A 15,072-nucleotide genomic window follows, 5' to 3' on the forward strand; every position below is an offset into this window, starting at 1 on the left:
CATGATTCAGATGCAGAGCTACCTCGACGTCGCTGACAACTCCGGTGCCAAGGAAGTGATGTGCATCAAGGTGTTGGGCGGCTCGAAGCGCCGTTATGCCCACATCGGCGACATCATCAAGGTCACCGTGAAGGACGCGATCCCGCGCGGCAAGGTCAAGAAGGGCGAAGTGTACGACGCCGTCGTGGTGCGTACCCGCAAGGGTGTGCGTCGCGCCGACGGTTCGCTGATCCGTTTCGACGGCAACGCCGCCGTCCTGCTGAACAACAAGCAGGAGCCGATCGGCACCCGCATCTTCGGGCCGGTGACCCGTGAACTTCGTTCCGAGAAGTTCATGAAGATCGTCTCGCTCGCTCCCGAAGTGCTGTGAGCGACAGGAGATAATCATGGCTAACCGTATCAAGAAGGGCGACCAGGTCGTCGTCAACACCGGCAAGGACAAGGGCAAGCAGGGCGAAGTCGTCCGCGTCGACGGCGACCGCGTGGTCGTCGCCAACGTGAACATCGTCAAGCGCCACACCAAGCCGAACCCGCAGGCAGGCGTTGCCGGCGGCGTGGTCGAGCGTGAAGCTTCGATCCATATCTCCAACGTCAATGTCCTGAACCCGGCTTCGGGCAAGGGCGAGCGCGTTGGCTTCAAGGTGCTGGAGGATGGACGCAAACTGCGTGTGTTCCGCTCCAGCGGTGAGGCGATTGACGCCTGAGGAATGAGCTGATGACTTCCCGTCTCGAAAAAATCTACAAGGAAGAAGTGGTGCCGGCGCTGATGAAGCAGTTCGGCTACACCAATCCGATGGAAGTGCCGAAGCTGGTCAAGATCACCGTCAACATGGGCGTCGGCGAAGCCGCGACCAACAAGAAGGTGCTCGAGAACGCCGTGGCCGACATGACCAAGATCACCGGCCAGAAGCCGGTGGTCACCAAGTCGCGCATCTCGGTGGCCTCGTTCAAGATCCGCGACGGCTGGCCGATCGGCTGCAAGGTCACCCTGCGCCGCAACACCATGTTCGAATTCCTGGATCGCCTGATCAACATCTCGCTGCCGCGCGTGCGTGACTTCCGCGGCGTGTCGGGTCGTTCGTTCGACGGTCGCGGCAACTACAACATGGGCGTGAAGGAACAGATCATCTTCCCGGAAATCGACTTCGACGCCGTCGATGCGATCCGTGGCATGGATATCGCCATCACCACCACCGCCAAGACCGATGCGGAAGCGAAGGCGCTGCTGGCAGCGTTCAAGTTCCCGTTCCGTAACTGATCCGTCGAGGAAACCGAAATGGCAAAGACCTCCATGGTCAACCGCGACATCAAGCGGGAAAAGCTGGCCAAGAAGTACGCCGACAAGCGTGCTGCTCTGAAGAAGATCGTGTCCTCGCAGGACGCGAGCTACGAGGAGAAGATCGAGGCTGCGGCCAAGCTGTCCAAGCTGCCGCGCGACTCGTCGCCGAGCCGCCAGCGCAACCGCTGCGAACTGTCGGGCCGCCCGCGTGGCGTGTACCGCAAGTTCGGCCTGGGCCGCAACAAGCTGCGCGAAGCCACCATGCGTGGCGACGTGCCGGGCCTGCGCAAGGCCAGCTGGTAAGAAACCTCCGCGCCGGGCCGCAAGGCCCGGCCGGCGGGCCGGAAGGGCAACCTGCCGGCAAGACGAAGAGTCCGACGCAAGTCGGACTTTTTGTCGTATACTCCCGCGTCTTGCCCGGCCGAAAGTGCGGGTGACGTTGGAAAAGGGCCCCGGCCCCTCCCGGGAAAACTCGAGATTTTCGCGAAAGCGGATATCGGTGCACTCAAAGGTATACACATGAGCATGACTGATCCCATCGCCGACCTGCTGGTCCGCATCAAGAATGCGGCCGCGGTTGGCAAGCAGACGGTGAAAGCGCCGTCGTCCAAGATCAAGGTGGCGATTGCCCAGGTCCTGAAGGACGAGGGTTACATCGCCGACCTGCGCGTCAACCAGCTGGAAAACAACAAGGCCGAGCTGGAAATCGTCCTGAAGTACTTCGAGGGCAAGCCGGTCATCGCGACCCTGAAGCGCTTCTCGCGTTCGGGCCTGCGCCAGTACCGCGGCAAGAGCGAGCTGCCGAAGGTCCTCAACGGCCTGGGCATCGCCATCATTTCCACTTCCAAGGGCATCATGACCGATGCGCAGGCGCGCCAGCAGGGCGTCGGCGGTGAAGTCCTGTGCTTCGTGGCCTAAGCGAGAAGGAGTAGACCATGTCCCGCGTAGCCAAGAAGCCGATCAACCTGCCCAAGGGCGTTGAACTGAACATCCAGCCGGAATCCGTGAGCGTGAAGGGCCCGAAGGGCACCCTGTCGCTGAACAAGGCCGCTGGCGTTGAAATCACCATCGACAACGGCGTTGCCACGCTGAACCCGAAGGACCCGTCCTTCGATGCGCTCACCGGCACCGTCCGCGCGATCCTGGCCAACATGGTCAAGGGCGTGTCCGAAGGCTTCGAGAAGAAGCTGGAGCTGGTGGGCGTGGGTTACCGCGCCGCCATGCAGGGCAAGGACCTGAACCTGTCGCTGGGCTTCTCGCACCCCGTCGTGTTCGTGGCGCCGGAAGGCATCACCCTGGCCACCCCGACGCAGACGGAAATCGTCGTGCAGGGCGCGGACAAGCAGGTGGTCGGTGAAGTCGCCGCCAAGATCCGTGGCTACCGCCCGCCGGAGCCCTACAAGGGCAAGGGCGTGAAGTACGCCGGTGAGAACATCATTCGCAAGGAAGCCAAGAAGGCCTAATTCCTAGGTTTTCAGCTTTCGAGGATAAAGATCATGAACAAGAACATCGCTCGCCTGCGTCGCGCCAAGTCGACCCGTTCGCACATCCGCACCCTGGGCGTGCCGCGCCTGTCGGTGCTGCGTACCGGCCAGCACCTGTACGCGCAGGTCTTCACCGCCGACGGCTCGAAGGTGCTGGCTGCCGCCAACACCACCCAGGCCGACGTCAAGGACGGCCTGAAGAACGGCAAGAACGCCGATGCCGCCGCCAAGGTGGGCCGCATCGTTGCCGAGCGCGCCAAGGCCGCCGGCGTCGAGAAGGTCGCCTTCGATCGTTCGGGCTACCGCTACCACGGCCGCATCAAGGCCCTGGCGGATGCCGCGCGCGAGGCCGGCCTGCAGTTCTAAGGCACAAGGGCAGGAGGCTTCGGCTTCCTGCCCGCCTGCTCGCCGGCCTGAGTGAGGCCGGACGGCGCCGCTCTTCTGCAGCGGCCCACCGGAACGACGCATCACTTCACAACCATAAGCGGCCCCGAGCCGTACATACCCAACAACCAAGGAATCAACATGGCAGAAGAGCGTCAGCAGCGGGGTCGCGATCGCGACCGTAACCGCGAAGAGAAGATCGACGACGGCATGATCGAAAAGCTGGTCGCGGTCAACCGCGTCAGCAAGACCGTCAAGGGCGGTCGCCAGTTCACCTTCACCGCCCTGACCGTGGTCGGCGACGGCGAAGGCAAGGTCGGTTTCGGCTATGGCAAGGCGCGCGAAGTGCCGGTCGCCATCCAGAAGTCGATGGAACAGGCCCGCAAGAACCTGGTCAGCGTGGACCTGCACAACGGCACCCTGTGGCACACCGTCAAGGACGGCCACGGCGCGGCCCGCGTGTTCATGCAGCCGGCTTCGGAAGGTACCGGCGTGATCGCCGGCGGTGCCATGCGCGCCGTGCTGGAAGCCGTTGGCGTGAAGAACGTGCTGGCCAAGGCCACCGGTTCGCGCAACCCGATCAACCTGGTGCGCGCCACCGTGAAGGGTCTGGCGGGCATGCAGTCGCCGGCCCGCATCGCGGCCAAGCGCGGCAAGAAGGTGGAGGAACTCAACCATGGCTAATGAGTCCAACAAGACCGTGAAGGTGCGCCTGGTGCGCGGCCTGCGTGGAACCCAGTCGCGTCACCGCCTGTCGGTGCGTGCCCTGGGCCTGAACAAGCTCAACGATGTGCGTGAACTGAAGGACAGCCCGCAGGTTCGCGGCCTGATCAACAAGGTTCAGTACCTCGTCCAGGTTGAGGAGTAATCGACCATGACTCTGCGTCTCAATGAACTGAGCCCGGCACCGGGCGCCCGCACCGAGCGCACCCGCGTCGGCCGCGGTATCGGCTCGGGCCTGGGCAAGACCGCCGGCCGCGGCCACAAGGGTTCGTTCGCCCGCAAGGGTGGCGGCAAGATCAAGGCCGGCTTCGAAGGCGGCCAGACCCCGATGCAGCGCCGTCTGCCGAAGATCGGCTTCCGTTCCAAGATGGCCAAGGACACCGCCGAAGTGCTGTCCTACCACCTGGATCGCCTGGAAGCCGGCGAGATCGACTTCGCGGCGCTGCGCGCTGCCAAGCTGGTCCCGACCTCGGCCAAGAAGGCCAAGATCGTCCTGAAGGGCGAGCTGACCAAGGCGTTCACCCTGAAGGGTGTGGCGGCTACCGCCGGCGCCAAGGCTGCGATCGAAGCTGCCGGCGGCAGCGTACAGGAGTAACTGAAACATGGCGCAAGCTGGCATCGGTAACCTCGCGGGCGGAATGGGCAAGTTCACTGAACTTCGCCAGCGTCTTCTGTTCGTAGTCGGGGCATTGCTCGTCTATCGCATCGGCTGCTACGTGCCGGTGCCGGGCGTCAATCCCGATGCCATGCTTGCGCTGATGCAGGCGCAGGGCGGCGGTATCGTGGACATGTTCAACATGTTCTCGGGCGGCGCCCTGCACCGTTTCAGCATTTTCGCGTTGAACGTGATGCCGTACATCTCGGCATCGATCGTGATGCAGCTGGCGGTCCACATCTTCCCGGCCCTGAAGGCCATGCAGAAGGAAGGTGAATCCGGACGCCGCAAGATCACCCAGTATTCGCGCATCGGCGCGGTGCTGCTGGCCATCGTGCAGGGCGGTTCGATCGCCCTGGCGCTGCAGAACCAGCTGTCGCCGGGCGGCGCGCCGGTCGTCTACGCGCCGGGCATGGGCTTCGTGCTCACGGCCGTGGTCGCGCTGACCGCCGGCACCATCTTCCTGATGTGGGTCGGCGAGCAGGTGACCGAGCGCGGCATCGGCAACGGCGTCTCGCTGATCATCTTCGCCGGCATCGTCGCCGGCCTGCCGGCGGCGGTCATCCAGACCGTGGAGTCCTACCGCGACGGCAACATGAGCTTCATCTCGCTGCTGCTGATCGTCCTGGTAGTGCTGGCGTTCACCTACTTCGTGGTTTTCGTCGAGCGCGGCCAGCGCCGCATCACGGTCAATTACGCCCGCCGCCAAGGTGGCCGCAATGCGTACATGAACCAGACCTCGTTCCTGCCGCTGAAGCTGAACATGGCGGGCGTGATCCCGGCCATCTTCGCCTCCAGCATCCTGGCCTTCCCGGCCACGCTGGCGATGTGGTCCGGCCAGGCCAGTTCAGCGACCTGGCTGCAGAAGGTCGCCAACGCGCTGGGTCCGGGCGAGCCGCTGCACATGATCGTGTTCGCCGCGCTGATCACCGGTTTCGCGTTCTTCTATACCGCGCTGGTGTTCAACTCGCAGGAAACCGCCGACAACCTGAAGAAGTCGGGCGCGCTGATCCCCGGCATCCGCCCGGGCAAGGCCACGGCCGAGTACATCGACGGCGTGCTGACCCGCCTGACCGCGGCCGGCTCGCTGTACCTGGTGATCGTCTGCCTGCTGCCGGAGCTCATGCGCACGCAGCTGAACGCATCGTTCTACTTCGGCGGCACCTCGCTGCTGATCGTGGTGGTGGTGGTGATGGACTTCATCGCCCAGGTGCAGGCGCACCTGATGTCGCACCAGTACGAGAGCCTGCTGAAGAAGGCGAACCTGAAGGGCGGCAACCGCGGCGGTTTTGCGCGCGGCTGATTCACCCGCTATACTTTCCGCTTCATAGCGCGAAGCGCCGCCCTGGTTCCCGGGGCAGGCCTTCAAGACAGAAGGGCGGCCCCCGCAGCGGTCTCGGGTGGGGGTGTGATGTGGTTGTTCCGCGCGGGAGTAGCGCGGGCGGCTCGGAGAGCGATCTCCCTGCCAGGCACATCCGGCGCCGGAGCATGGGCACACTCCCCACGCCGGGTCCATGGAACCTTGTGTTCCACGGGCTTCCAAGCAAACCGAGGCCTTGTTAGAATCGCTAGTTCACTTTTTTGATCCATCCTGCCGGAATGGCGCGCCACGCGGTGCGCATTCGGCCATCACTCAGCTGGAGAACCGCGTCATGGCGCGTATTGCAGGCGTCAACCTGCCAGCCCAGAAGCACGTCTGGGTCGGGTTGCAAAGCATTTACGGCATCGGCCGTACCCGCTCGAAGAAGGTCTGCGAAGCCGCAGGCGTTACTTCGACCACCAAGATCCGCGACCTGTCGGAGCCGGAAATCGACCGTCTGCGCCTCGAAGTGGGCAAGTACATCGTCGAAGGCGACCTGCGTCGTGAAGTCGGCATCGCCATCAAGCGCCTGATGGACCTGGGCTGCTACCGCGGCCTGCGTCACCGTCGCGGCCTGCCGCTGCGTGGTCAGCGCACCAAGACCAATGCACGCACCCGCAAGGGTCCGCGCAAGGCGCTTAAGAAGTAAGGGACCCTAGAAAATGGCTAAGCCCGCTGCTGCTAAGACCAAGAAGAAGATCAAGCGCGTCATCACCGACGGCGTCGCCCACGTCCACGCTTCTTTCAACAACACCATCGTGACCATCACCGACCGCCAGGGCAATGCACTGTCCTGGGCGACCTCCGGTGGTGCCGGCTTCCGCGGTTCGCGCAAGTCGACTCCGTTCGCCGCGCAGGTCGCCGCCGAGAAGGCCGGCAAGGCCGCGCTGGATTACGGCGTGAAGTCGCTGGAAGTCCGCATCAAGGGTCCGGGTCCGGGCCGTGAGTCGGCCGTGCGTTCGCTGAACAACGTCGGCTACAAGATCACCAACATCATCGACGTGACGCCTATCCCGCACAACGGGTGCCGTCCGCCGAAGAAGCGTCGCGTCTAAAGGAGCGATAAGAAATGGCTCGTTATATCGGTCCTACCTGTAAGCTCGCCCGTCGCGAAGGCGCCGACCTGTCGCTGAAGAGCCCGGCCCGCGCGCTGGACTCCAAGTGCAAGCTGGAGCAGAAGCCCGGCCAGCACGGCGCCACCGCCCGCAAGGGCAAGCTGTCCGACTACGCCACCCAGCTGCGCGAGAAGCAGAAGGTCAAGCGCATCTACGGCCTGCTGGAGCGCCAGTTCCGCAACTACTACAAGAAGGCCTCGACCAAGAAGGGCAACACCGGCGAGAACCTGCTGCAGCTGTTGGAAACCCGCCTGGACAACGTCGTCTACCGCATGGGCTTCGCCGTGACCCGCCCGGCCGCGCGCCAGCTGGTCTCGCACCGCGGCGTCACCGTGAACGGCAAGTCGGTCAACCTGGCCTCGTACCAGGTCAAGGCCGGCGACGCGATCGCACTGTCGGAAAAGGCTGCCAGGCAGCTGCGTGTGCAGGAAGCCCTGACCATCGCCGAACAGCATGACCTGAGCCCGTCGTGGGTCGAAGTCGATTCGAAGAAGTTCAGCGGCGTGTTCAAGGCCGTGCCGGATCGCGCCGACCTGCCGGCGGACATCAACGAAGCGCTGATCGTCGAGCTGTACTCGAAGTAATTCACATTGGAGAACCCCCGGCGACGGCCGGGGGTTCACTAGGAGAACCCGCAACATGACGGTTACCGCCAACCAGGTTCTGCGTCCCCGTGGTCCGCAGATCGAACGCCTTACCGACACCCGCGCCAAGGTCGTTATCGAGCCCTTGGAGCGGGGTTACGGGCATACGCTGGGCAACGCCCTGCGTCGCGTGCTGCTGTCGTCCATCCCGGGCTTCGCCATCACGGAAGTCGAGATCGACGGCGTGCTGCATGAGTACACCACGGTCGAAGGGCTGCAGGAGGACGTGCTCGAAGTCCTGCTCAACCTGAAGGACGTGGCCATCCGCATGCATTCCGGCGACAGCGCCACCATTTCCCTGTCCAAGCAGGGCCCGGGTGTGGTGACTGCCGCCGACATCAAGGTCGACCACAACGTCGAAGTCCTCAACGGCGAGCAGATCATCTGCAACCTGACCAAGGACACGGCGATCAACATGCGCCTGAAGGTCGAGCGTGGCTTCGGCTACCAGCCGGCGGCATCGCGCCGTCGTCCGGACGAAGAAACCCGCGCCATCGGCCGCCTGGTCCTGGACGCCTCGTTCTCGCCGGTCCGCCGCGTCGCCTATGCCGTGGAAGCGGCCCGCGTCGAACAGCGTACCGACCTGGACAAGCTGGTCATCGATATCGAAACCAACGGCACGATCGACGCCGAGGAAGCCGTCCGCACCGCGGCCGACATCCTCAGCGACCAGCTGTCGGTGTTCGGTGACTTCACCCACCGCGACCGCGGTGCGGCCAAGCCGGCCAACAACGGCGTGGATCCGGTGCTGCTGCGCCCGATCGACGACCTGGAGCTGACCGTGCGTTCGGCCAACTGCCTGAAGGCCGAGAGCATCTACTACATCGGCGATCTGATCCAGAAGACCGAAGTGGAACTGCTCAAGACCCCGAACCTCGGCAAGAAGTCGCTGACCGAGATCAAGGAAGTGCTGGCCCAGCGTGGCCTGTCGCTCGGCATGAAGCTGGAGAACTGGCCGCCGGCCGGCGTCTCCGCCCACGGCATGCTGGGTTGATGGCAGCATCCGTTCCCCCGCATGGGCGACCATGCGGGGGAATGTTGTAAGCAGTACCCGCGCTGACGGCTGACAAGGCCGCTGCGCCGGTCGTCCAGGGATGGGGCGGCCAGGACCATCCGCAGTCCATGCAGCAACGCCACGATGGCGACAATGAAGTCCAACGTCTCATCATTCAATTCAAGGAATCTGTCCCATGCGTCACCAGAAGTCTGGCCGTAAGTTCAGCCGCACCAGCGCCCACCGCGAAGCGATGTTCAAGAACATGGCCGCCTCGCTGTTCAAGCACGAGCTGATCAAGACCACCCTGCCGAAGGCCAAGGAACTGCGCCGCGTCGCCGAGCCGCTGATCACCCTGGCCAAGGTCGACTCCGTCGCCAACCGTCGTCTGGCGTTCGCCCGCCTGCGTGACAAGGAAGCCGTCGGCAACCTGTTCACCGTGCTGGGCCCGCGCTACGCCACCCGTCCGGGCGGCTACCTGCGCCTGCTGAAGTGCGGCTTCCGCGCCGGCGACAACGCGCCGATGGCCTACGTCGAGCTGGTGGACCGTCCGGCCGTCGTTGCCGAGGAAGTGGCCGAGTAATCGCGCCCTCCGCAGCACCGATGCAACGAGAACCCGGCCCAGGCCGGGTTTTTCGTTTCTGCTGGACCCGCGCCCTGCGCCCCGAGCTGGCCTGGTCGCGACGCGTGCTGTCCGCCCGCGTGTGGCCTCGCTCCGAATGCGGGCCGCCGTTGATGGTCCATGGAGGGTCCGGCGTCCGTCGCGCGTGGCTGCCGGATGCCAGGCACGTGCGCGGATGGAGGAACGCGGGCCGCCGGGCTTATGCGGCATCGTCATGCCCGGCGGTGCTGCCGCGCGGCTGCGGGCCTGCTACGCTTGCCGGATCATTGATCCGGAATGACGTGATGAATCCTTTGCGGTGGAGTTTCCGCGCGCAGTGCCTGCTGGGTTTCCTGGCATGCGCCGGCCTTCTGGCGTTCGCGATCTACATGCAGCTGAAGATGGGGCTGGAGCCTTGCCCGTTGTGCATCTTCCAGCGCATCGCCTTCGCCGCGCTGGGGCTGGTGTTCCTGCTGGGCGCGCTGCACGGGCCGTCGTCGCGCGGCGGCCGCGCGCTCTATGGCGTGCTGGCGTTCGTCGCCGCGGCCGTGGGCGCCGGCATCGCCGGGCGCCACGTCTACGTGCAACTGCTGCCGAAGGACCTGGGCAGCAGCTGCGGGCCGCCGCTGGGCTTCCTCAGCGAGACCATGGGGCCGTTCGAGGTGTTTCGTACCGTGCTCACCGGCACCGGCGACTGCGGCAACATCGACTGGACCTTCCTCGGCCTGAGCATGCCCATGTGGAGCCTGGTGTGGTTCGCGCTGCTCGCCGCCTGGGCGCTGATTGCCGGCCTGCGCGCGCGCAGGACACGCCTGTTCTGATTCCACGATTCCCCCACGCACCACGACGGTAACCGCATGAACCTGTCCCACTCCTTGTCCCCGGCCGCCTCCGCATCGAACTGGGCGCCGGACAGCTGGCGTGGGCGGCCTGCGCTGCAGATGCCGACCTATCCCGATCCGCAGGCGCTGGAAACCGCGCTGGCGCAGCTGCGCCAGCTGCCGCCGCTGGTGACGTCGTGGGAGATCCTCGCGCTCAAGCAGCAGCTGGCCGAGGCGCAGGAGGGCAAGCGCTTCCTGCTGCAGGGCGGCGACTGCGCGGAGAACTTCGCCGATTGCGAATCCGGCACGATCTCCAACCGGCTCAAGGTGCTGCTGCAGATGAGCCTGGTGCTGGTGCACGGGCTGCGCAAGCCGGTGATACGGGTCGGGCGTTTCGCCGGGCAGTACGCCAAGCCGCGTTCGGCCGACACCGAAACGCGGGGCGGGGTGACCCTGCCCAGCTATCGCGGCGACGTGATCAACGCGCCCGAGTTCACCGAGGCCGCGCGCGTGCCCGATCCGCAGCGCATGATCGTCGCGCATTCGCGGTCGGCGCTGACGATGAACTTCGTGCGTGCGCTGATCGACGGCGGTTTCGCCGACCTGCACCACCCCGAGTACTGGAACCTGAGCTGGATGGGCTGCTCGCCGCTCGCGGCCGAGTACCAGAAGATGGTCGGTTCCATCGGCGATGCGGTGCGTTTCATGGAAACCCTGTCCGGCGCCCAGGTGCACAACCTCAACCGGGTCGATTTCTACACCTCGCACGAAGCGCTGCTGCTGCCCTACGAGCAGGCGCTGACCCGGCAGGTGCCGCGCCAGCACGGCTGGTTCAACCTGAGCACGCACTATCCGTGGATCGGCATGCGTACCGCGGCGCTGGAAGGGGCGCACGTGGAGTACCTGCGCGGCGTGCGCAACCCGATCGCGATCAAGGTCGGGCCGTCGGTGCAGCCGGACCAGCTGCTGCGTCTGATCGACGCGCTCAATCCCGATGACGAGCCGGGCCGGCTGAGCTTCATTCACCGCATGGGCGCGGCGCAGATCGCGGAGAAGCTGCCGCCGCTGCTGGACGCGGTGAAGCGCGACGGCCGGCGCGTGCTGTGGGTGTGCGATGCGATGCACGGCAATACCGAGAGCACCAGCAACGGCTACAAGACCCGCCGCTTCGACAACATCCGCAGCGAGGTGGAACTGTCGCTGGACCTGCATGCCGCGGCCGGCACGCGCCTGGGCGGCGTGCACCTGGAGCTGACCGGCGAGGACGTCACCGAATGCACCGGCGGCGCGCGCGAGCTCACCGAGCTGGATCTGGAACGGGCCTACCGTTCCACCGTGGACCCGCGGCTGAACTACGAGCAGTCGCTGGAGATCGCGATGGCGATCGTGCGCAAGCGGCAGCAGGCGCCGGAAGCCTAGCTTCGGCAGGCGTGCCGGACGGCCTGGACGCGCGCAGCGCGGGCGCGTCCGCAGGACGGAGGTGATCGCGACGGGAAGCGGCCCGCCTGCGGCATGACATTGCGATCATGCCGATGGGCGCATTCTGCGTGGCACATCCTTTCGTCTCCCCGGAGGACACGCATCGATGGCCGAATGGACCGTCATACGCACCTACGCCCTGCCGCTGGGGGCGGCGATTCTCGTCGGTGTCGTCGTCTGGACGCTGATGCTGTGGCTGTTCCGGCGTACCCGGGGGCGCGACTACCGGCGCGCGCGCATCGTGCGGGTGGTGAGCCTGCCGCTGGCGTTCTTCCTGCCGCTGCTGTTCCTCGAAATGGCGCTGGGCGCGACCCCGTTGCAGGGGCGGGCGCTGCAGGCGGCGCAGCACCTGCTGCACGTGGGCGTGGTGGCGTGCCTGACCTGGCTGCTGGTGCGCGCTGTGGCGGCCGGCGAGCGTGCGATCGTGCGCAGCCACCCGATCGAGGTGGCCGACAACCTTGCCGCGCGCCGCATCCAGACCCAGGCGCGGGTGCTGAGCCGGGTGCTGATGGGCGCGATCGTGCTGTGCGGCGTGGCGGTGGTGCTGTTGACCTTCCCGCAGGTGCGGCAGGTCGGCAAGACCCTGCTGGCCTCGGCGGGCATCGTCGGCCTGGTGGCCGGCATCGCCGCAAGGCCGGTGTTCGGCAACCTGATCGCCGGGCTGCAGATCGCGCTGACCCAGCCGATCCGGCTGGACGACGTGGTGATCGTGGAAGGCGAGTGGGGGCGGATCGAGGAGATCGGCAGTTCGTACGTGGTGGTGCGGATCTGGGACGAGCGGCGCATGGTGGTGCCGCTGTCCTGGTTCATCGAGAATCCGTTCCAGAACTGGACCCGGCGCAGCGCCGACCTGCTGGGAACCGCGTTCCTGTGGCTGGATTACCGGACGCCGGTCGCGGCGGTGCGCGCCGAGCTGGAGCGGATCTGCCACGAGGCGCAGTTGTGGGATGGACGGGTCTGCGTGACACAGGTGACCGAGACGAACGAACACGCCATCCAGGTGCGCCTGCTGGTGAGCGCGCGCAATTCCGGCGACGCCTTCGACCTGCGCTGCATCGTGCGCGAGCGCATGATCGATTTCCTGGCGCGGGAGCATCCCTACGCCTTGCCGCGGCTGCGCGCGGAGATCGGGCGCCAGGCCGAGGCGCCGTACCCGTTGCAGGACGGCGCGCCGGAGGACGTGCGTTCGCCGGGCGCGGAGGACGGCGCACCGGCGGCCTAGGGGCAGGCGTCAGCGGGCCTGCGGCGTGTCGGCGAACGCCGGTGGCCTGCGCGCCCGCGTCAGCTGCTCGTAGGCATGGCCCAGTTCCAGCAGGCGCGGCTCGCTCCAGGCGGTGCCCATGAACAGCAGTCCCAGCGGCAGGCCATCGGCGTGGCCCATGGGCACGCTCAGGCTCGGGTAGCCGGCCACCGCGGCGGCGCCGTAGCTGCCGCCCGGGTAGGCATCGCCCTGGCCGGGCGTCGTGCGCCACGCCGCGCCGGTCGTGGGCGCGATCAGGGCGTCGAGCCGGTCGGCGCGCAGCGCGGCATCGATGCCCTCCGGGCCGGCGAGCCGCCGCGCATTGCCGCGCGCGGCGATATAGGCCGGATCGTTGAGCGAGCCGACGGCGTCGGCCTGTTCCAGCAGTTCCTGGCCGAAGAACGGCATTTCCTGCGCGGCATGGGCGCGGTTGAACGCGATCAGCGCGCCGAGCGAGTCCACCGGCGTGCGCCATTGCTCGAAGTAGCGGTTCAGGCCGTTCTTGAACTCGTACAGCAGGACCGTCATTTCGTCCTTCTCCCAGCCGTCTTCGCCGGGCAGGGTGGTCTCGACCACGGTGGCGCCAGCGGCGCGCATCGCCGCGACTGCCTGGTCCAGCAACGGCCGGATTTCCGGGCGTTCGCCCAGCGCGTTGCGCAGCACGCCGATGCGCGCGCCGCGCAGCGCGTCCGGGCGCAGCCGCGCGCCGTAGTCGTACACGGCGCGTCCGGGCATGGCCGCGGTGGCGGGGTCGGATTCGTCGCGGCCGGCCATCGCGCCGAGCAGCAGCGCGGCATCGGCGACGCTGCGCGCCATCGGGCCGGCGGTGTCCTGGCTGAAGGAAATGGGGATGACGCCGTCGCGGCTGACCAGCCCCACCGTCGGCTTGAGCCCGACGACGCCGTTGGCCGCGGCCGGGCAGACGATGCTGCCGTCGGTTTCGGTGCCGACGGCGGCCACCGCCAGGTTGGCGGCCACGGCCACCGCGCTGCCCGAGCTGGACCCGCAGGGGTTGTGGTCCAGCGCATACGGATTGCGGGTCTGCCCGCCGAGCGCGCTCCAGCCCGAGGTCGAACGGGTGGAACGGAAGTTGGCCCATTCGCTCAGATTGGTCTTGCCCAGGATCACCGCGCCGGCCTCGCGCAGGCGCTGCACCAGGAAGGCGTCACGCTGCGGGCGGAAGGTCTTGAGCGCCAGCGAGCCGGCGGTGTTGTGCATCGGCGTGGCGCCGATGTTGTCCTTGAGCAGGATCGGCATGCCGTGCAGCGGACCGCGAACGCGCCCGGCGCGGCGCTCGGCATCGCGCTGCGCGGCTTCGCGGCGCGCGGCCGGGTTGATTTCGATCACCGAGCGCAGCGCCGGGCCTGCCCGGTCCAGCTCGGCGATGCGGCGCAGGTAGGCGTCGGTGAGGGTGACGCTGTCAAGCTCGCCGGCGGTCATCCGCGCCTGCAGTTCGGCGATGCCCGCTTCCTGGTAGGGGAACGGCTGCGCGGCGGCCGGGCTGGCGCTGGAGGTGCGCTGGCAGGCGCAGCACAGCGTTGCCGCCAGCACGGGCAGGAGCAGTCGGGAAGGCTTCAGGATGGGCCGCATGCCGCGCAGGCTATCGGGCCGGACAGGGCTTGGCAAACGGCATGCGTGCGATCTGGCGCCGTCCGTCAGGGGCGCTGCGGTGTTCGAAAGGTGGGCGCGGGAAACGGCGGCGATGCCGGGCAAGGGAAGCCGGCGATCGGGAAGCATGCCGCGCGGCGCGTTACGTTGGTCTGCAGGAGGGGGTGTTGACCACCGCCGGCTGTAGCGGCGGGAGAGGCTCAGCGCCCGGCCGGTGGCCGGCGCTTGCCGATATCACGTGCCAGCACCCAGACCACCAGGATGTTGGCGGCCAGCAGCAGCCACGACGCCCAGCCGGGATGGCGGACGATGGCGTAGACGTCCAGCGGCAGGTACAGCGCCGCGGAGATGCAGCCCAGCCACGACGCCCAGGCCTTGGCACGCCACAGGCCCCAGGCCTCCAGCGAGCGCAGCAGGCCATAGGCGACCAGGGCGATGGCGCCGACATGCACGGTGTCGGGCGTGATCATGTCCAGCAGCGTGGAGAACGATCCGTGCTCGGGATCGGCGCCGACGCGGCGGATCAGCGTATTGACGATGGTGCGCAGCGGAGCGGGCCCGGAGATCTCCAGGCCCGCGGCGGCGAGAAAGGCCAGCACGGCCTTGACCGCTTCCAGCAGGGCGATGGCGGCAAGTCCCGGATGCGCGTGCGGATCCGGGTTGTAGGGCTTGCGCGCGGTCAAGT

Annotated in this window: 21 protein-coding genes; 19 read left to right on the forward strand and 2 right to left on the reverse strand. The window is 66.8% G+C overall.

The genetic code is table 11. The annotated features are described in order from the left end of the window. Position 1 precedes the first annotated feature (1 nt). The 19 genes from rplN to ABTV91_RS06705 all read left to right on the forward strand — a co-directional run bounded on the left by rplN (position 2) and on the right by ABTV91_RS06705 (position 12,761). Positions 2-370 carry a 50S ribosomal protein L14 gene (gene rplN / locus ABTV91_RS06615; protein ID WP_003479595.1) on the forward strand — a complete coding sequence of 123 codons (369 nt, stop codon included), beginning with the start codon at positions 2-4 and terminating at the stop codon, positions 368-370. Positions 371-386: 16 nt separating this feature from the next. Then, positions 387-704 (forward strand): 50S ribosomal protein L24, encoded by a 318-nt coding sequence (rplX, locus tag ABTV91_RS06620; protein WP_054663326.1) that lies wholly within the window; start codon positions 387-389, stop codon positions 702-704. An 11-nt stretch (positions 705-715) separates the two neighbouring features. After that, entirely contained in the window at positions 716-1,258 is a 543-nt protein-coding gene (rplE, locus tag ABTV91_RS06625) for a 50S ribosomal protein L5 (RefSeq protein ID WP_104938140.1), read from the forward strand. Between the two features lie 18 nt (positions 1,259-1,276). Further along, positions 1,277-1,582, forward strand: a complete 306-nt coding sequence (gene rpsN / locus ABTV91_RS06630) for a 30S ribosomal protein S14 (RefSeq protein WP_433853785.1) — start codon at positions 1,277-1,279, stop codon at positions 1,580-1,582. Positions 1,583-1,798: 216 nt separating this feature from the next. Then, the gene (rpsH, locus tag ABTV91_RS06635; protein ID WP_433853786.1) at positions 1,799-2,197 is read left to right on the forward strand and encodes a 30S ribosomal protein S8; all 399 of its coding nucleotides are present in this window, start codon (positions 1,799-1,801) and stop codon (positions 2,195-2,197) included. A 17-nt stretch (positions 2,198-2,214) separates the two neighbouring features. Continuing rightward, positions 2,215-2,742 (forward strand): 50S ribosomal protein L6, encoded by a 528-nt coding sequence (rplF, locus tag ABTV91_RS06640; RefSeq protein ID WP_433853787.1) that lies wholly within the window; start codon positions 2,215-2,217, stop codon positions 2,740-2,742. Between the two features lie 33 nt (positions 2,743-2,775). Further along, positions 2,776-3,129: a 50S ribosomal protein L18 gene (gene rplR, locus ABTV91_RS06645; RefSeq protein ID WP_054663339.1), complete on the forward strand. Its 354-nt coding sequence runs from the start codon at positions 2,776-2,778 to the stop codon at positions 3,127-3,129. Between the two features lie 159 nt (positions 3,130-3,288). After that, entirely contained in the window at positions 3,289-3,831 is a 543-nt protein-coding gene (gene rpsE / locus ABTV91_RS06650; protein ID WP_055767513.1) for a 30S ribosomal protein S5, read from the forward strand. Further along, complete coding sequence (gene rpmD / locus ABTV91_RS06655) at positions 3,824-4,015, forward strand: 50S ribosomal protein L30 (RefSeq protein ID WP_005408214.1); 192 nt, start codon at positions 3,824-3,826, stop codon at positions 4,013-4,015. The genes rpsE and rpmD overlap by 8 nt, the downstream gene beginning before the upstream one ends. Before the next feature lie 6 nt (positions 4,016-4,021). Continuing rightward, positions 4,022-4,465 carry a 50S ribosomal protein L15 gene (gene rplO / locus ABTV91_RS06660; RefSeq protein ID WP_433853788.1) on the forward strand — a complete coding sequence of 148 codons (444 nt, stop codon included), beginning with the start codon at positions 4,022-4,024 and terminating at the stop codon, positions 4,463-4,465. Between the two features lie 7 nt (positions 4,466-4,472). Continuing rightward, complete coding sequence (secY, locus tag ABTV91_RS06665; protein ID WP_433853789.1) at positions 4,473-5,828, forward strand: preprotein translocase subunit SecY; 1,356 nt, start codon at positions 4,473-4,475, stop codon at positions 5,826-5,828. Between the two features lie 349 nt (positions 5,829-6,177). Next, on the forward strand, positions 6,178-6,534 hold the full coding sequence (rpsM, locus tag ABTV91_RS06670; protein WP_054663350.1) for a 30S ribosomal protein S13: 357 nt from the start codon (positions 6,178-6,180) through the stop codon (positions 6,532-6,534). A gap of 13 nt (positions 6,535-6,547) precedes the next feature. Next, positions 6,548-6,940 carry a 30S ribosomal protein S11 gene (gene rpsK / locus ABTV91_RS06675; protein ID WP_054663352.1) on the forward strand — a complete coding sequence of 131 codons (393 nt, stop codon included), beginning with the start codon at positions 6,548-6,550 and terminating at the stop codon, positions 6,938-6,940. A 14-nt stretch (positions 6,941-6,954) separates the two neighbouring features. Further along, the gene (gene rpsD / locus ABTV91_RS06680; RefSeq protein ID WP_433853790.1) at positions 6,955-7,584 is read left to right on the forward strand and encodes a 30S ribosomal protein S4; all 630 of its coding nucleotides are present in this window, start codon (positions 6,955-6,957) and stop codon (positions 7,582-7,584) included. Between the two features lie 55 nt (positions 7,585-7,639). Then, a complete protein-coding gene (locus ABTV91_RS06685; RefSeq protein WP_054663357.1) occupies positions 7,640-8,638 on the forward strand; it encodes a DNA-directed RNA polymerase subunit alpha in 999 nt (332 codons plus the stop codon). Positions 8,639-8,834: 196 nt separating this feature from the next. Further along, positions 8,835-9,221 (forward strand): 50S ribosomal protein L17, encoded by a 387-nt coding sequence (gene rplQ / locus ABTV91_RS06690; protein ID WP_433853791.1) that lies wholly within the window; start codon positions 8,835-8,837, stop codon positions 9,219-9,221. Positions 9,222-9,544: 323 nt separating this feature from the next. After that, complete coding sequence (locus tag ABTV91_RS06695; RefSeq protein ID WP_433853792.1) at positions 9,545-10,060, forward strand: disulfide bond formation protein B; 516 nt, start codon at positions 9,545-9,547, stop codon at positions 10,058-10,060. Between the two features lie 36 nt (positions 10,061-10,096). Further along, positions 10,097-11,479 (forward strand): class II 3-deoxy-7-phosphoheptulonate synthase, encoded by a 1,383-nt coding sequence (locus ABTV91_RS06700; protein ID WP_433853793.1) that lies wholly within the window; start codon positions 10,097-10,099, stop codon positions 11,477-11,479. A gap of 166 nt (positions 11,480-11,645) precedes the next feature. After that, on the forward strand, positions 11,646-12,761 hold the full coding sequence (locus tag ABTV91_RS06705; protein WP_433853794.1) for a mechanosensitive ion channel family protein: 1,116 nt from the start codon (positions 11,646-11,648) through the stop codon (positions 12,759-12,761). Between the two features lie 9 nt (positions 12,762-12,770). Here ABTV91_RS06705 and ABTV91_RS06710 read toward each other — a convergent pair whose 3' ends face one another. Both ABTV91_RS06710 and ABTV91_RS06715 read right to left on the reverse strand, forming a co-directional pair. Then, positions 12,771-14,369, reverse strand: coding sequence for an amidase (locus tag ABTV91_RS06710; RefSeq protein WP_433853795.1), 1,599 nt, complete (start codon positions 14,367-14,369; stop codon positions 12,771-12,773). A gap of 218 nt (positions 14,370-14,587) precedes the next feature. After that, positions 14,588-15,070: a DUF2127 domain-containing protein gene (locus tag ABTV91_RS06715; RefSeq protein WP_433853796.1), complete on the reverse strand. Its 483-nt coding sequence runs from the start codon at positions 15,068-15,070 to the stop codon at positions 14,588-14,590. Positions 15,071-15,072 lie beyond the last annotated feature (2 nt).

Origin of the sequence: Stenotrophomonas nitritireducens (genome assembly GCF_050984405.1) — a bacterium.
Taxonomy (GTDB): Bacteria; Pseudomonadota; Gammaproteobacteria; order Xanthomonadales; family Xanthomonadaceae; genus Stenotrophomonas; species Stenotrophomonas nitritireducens_B.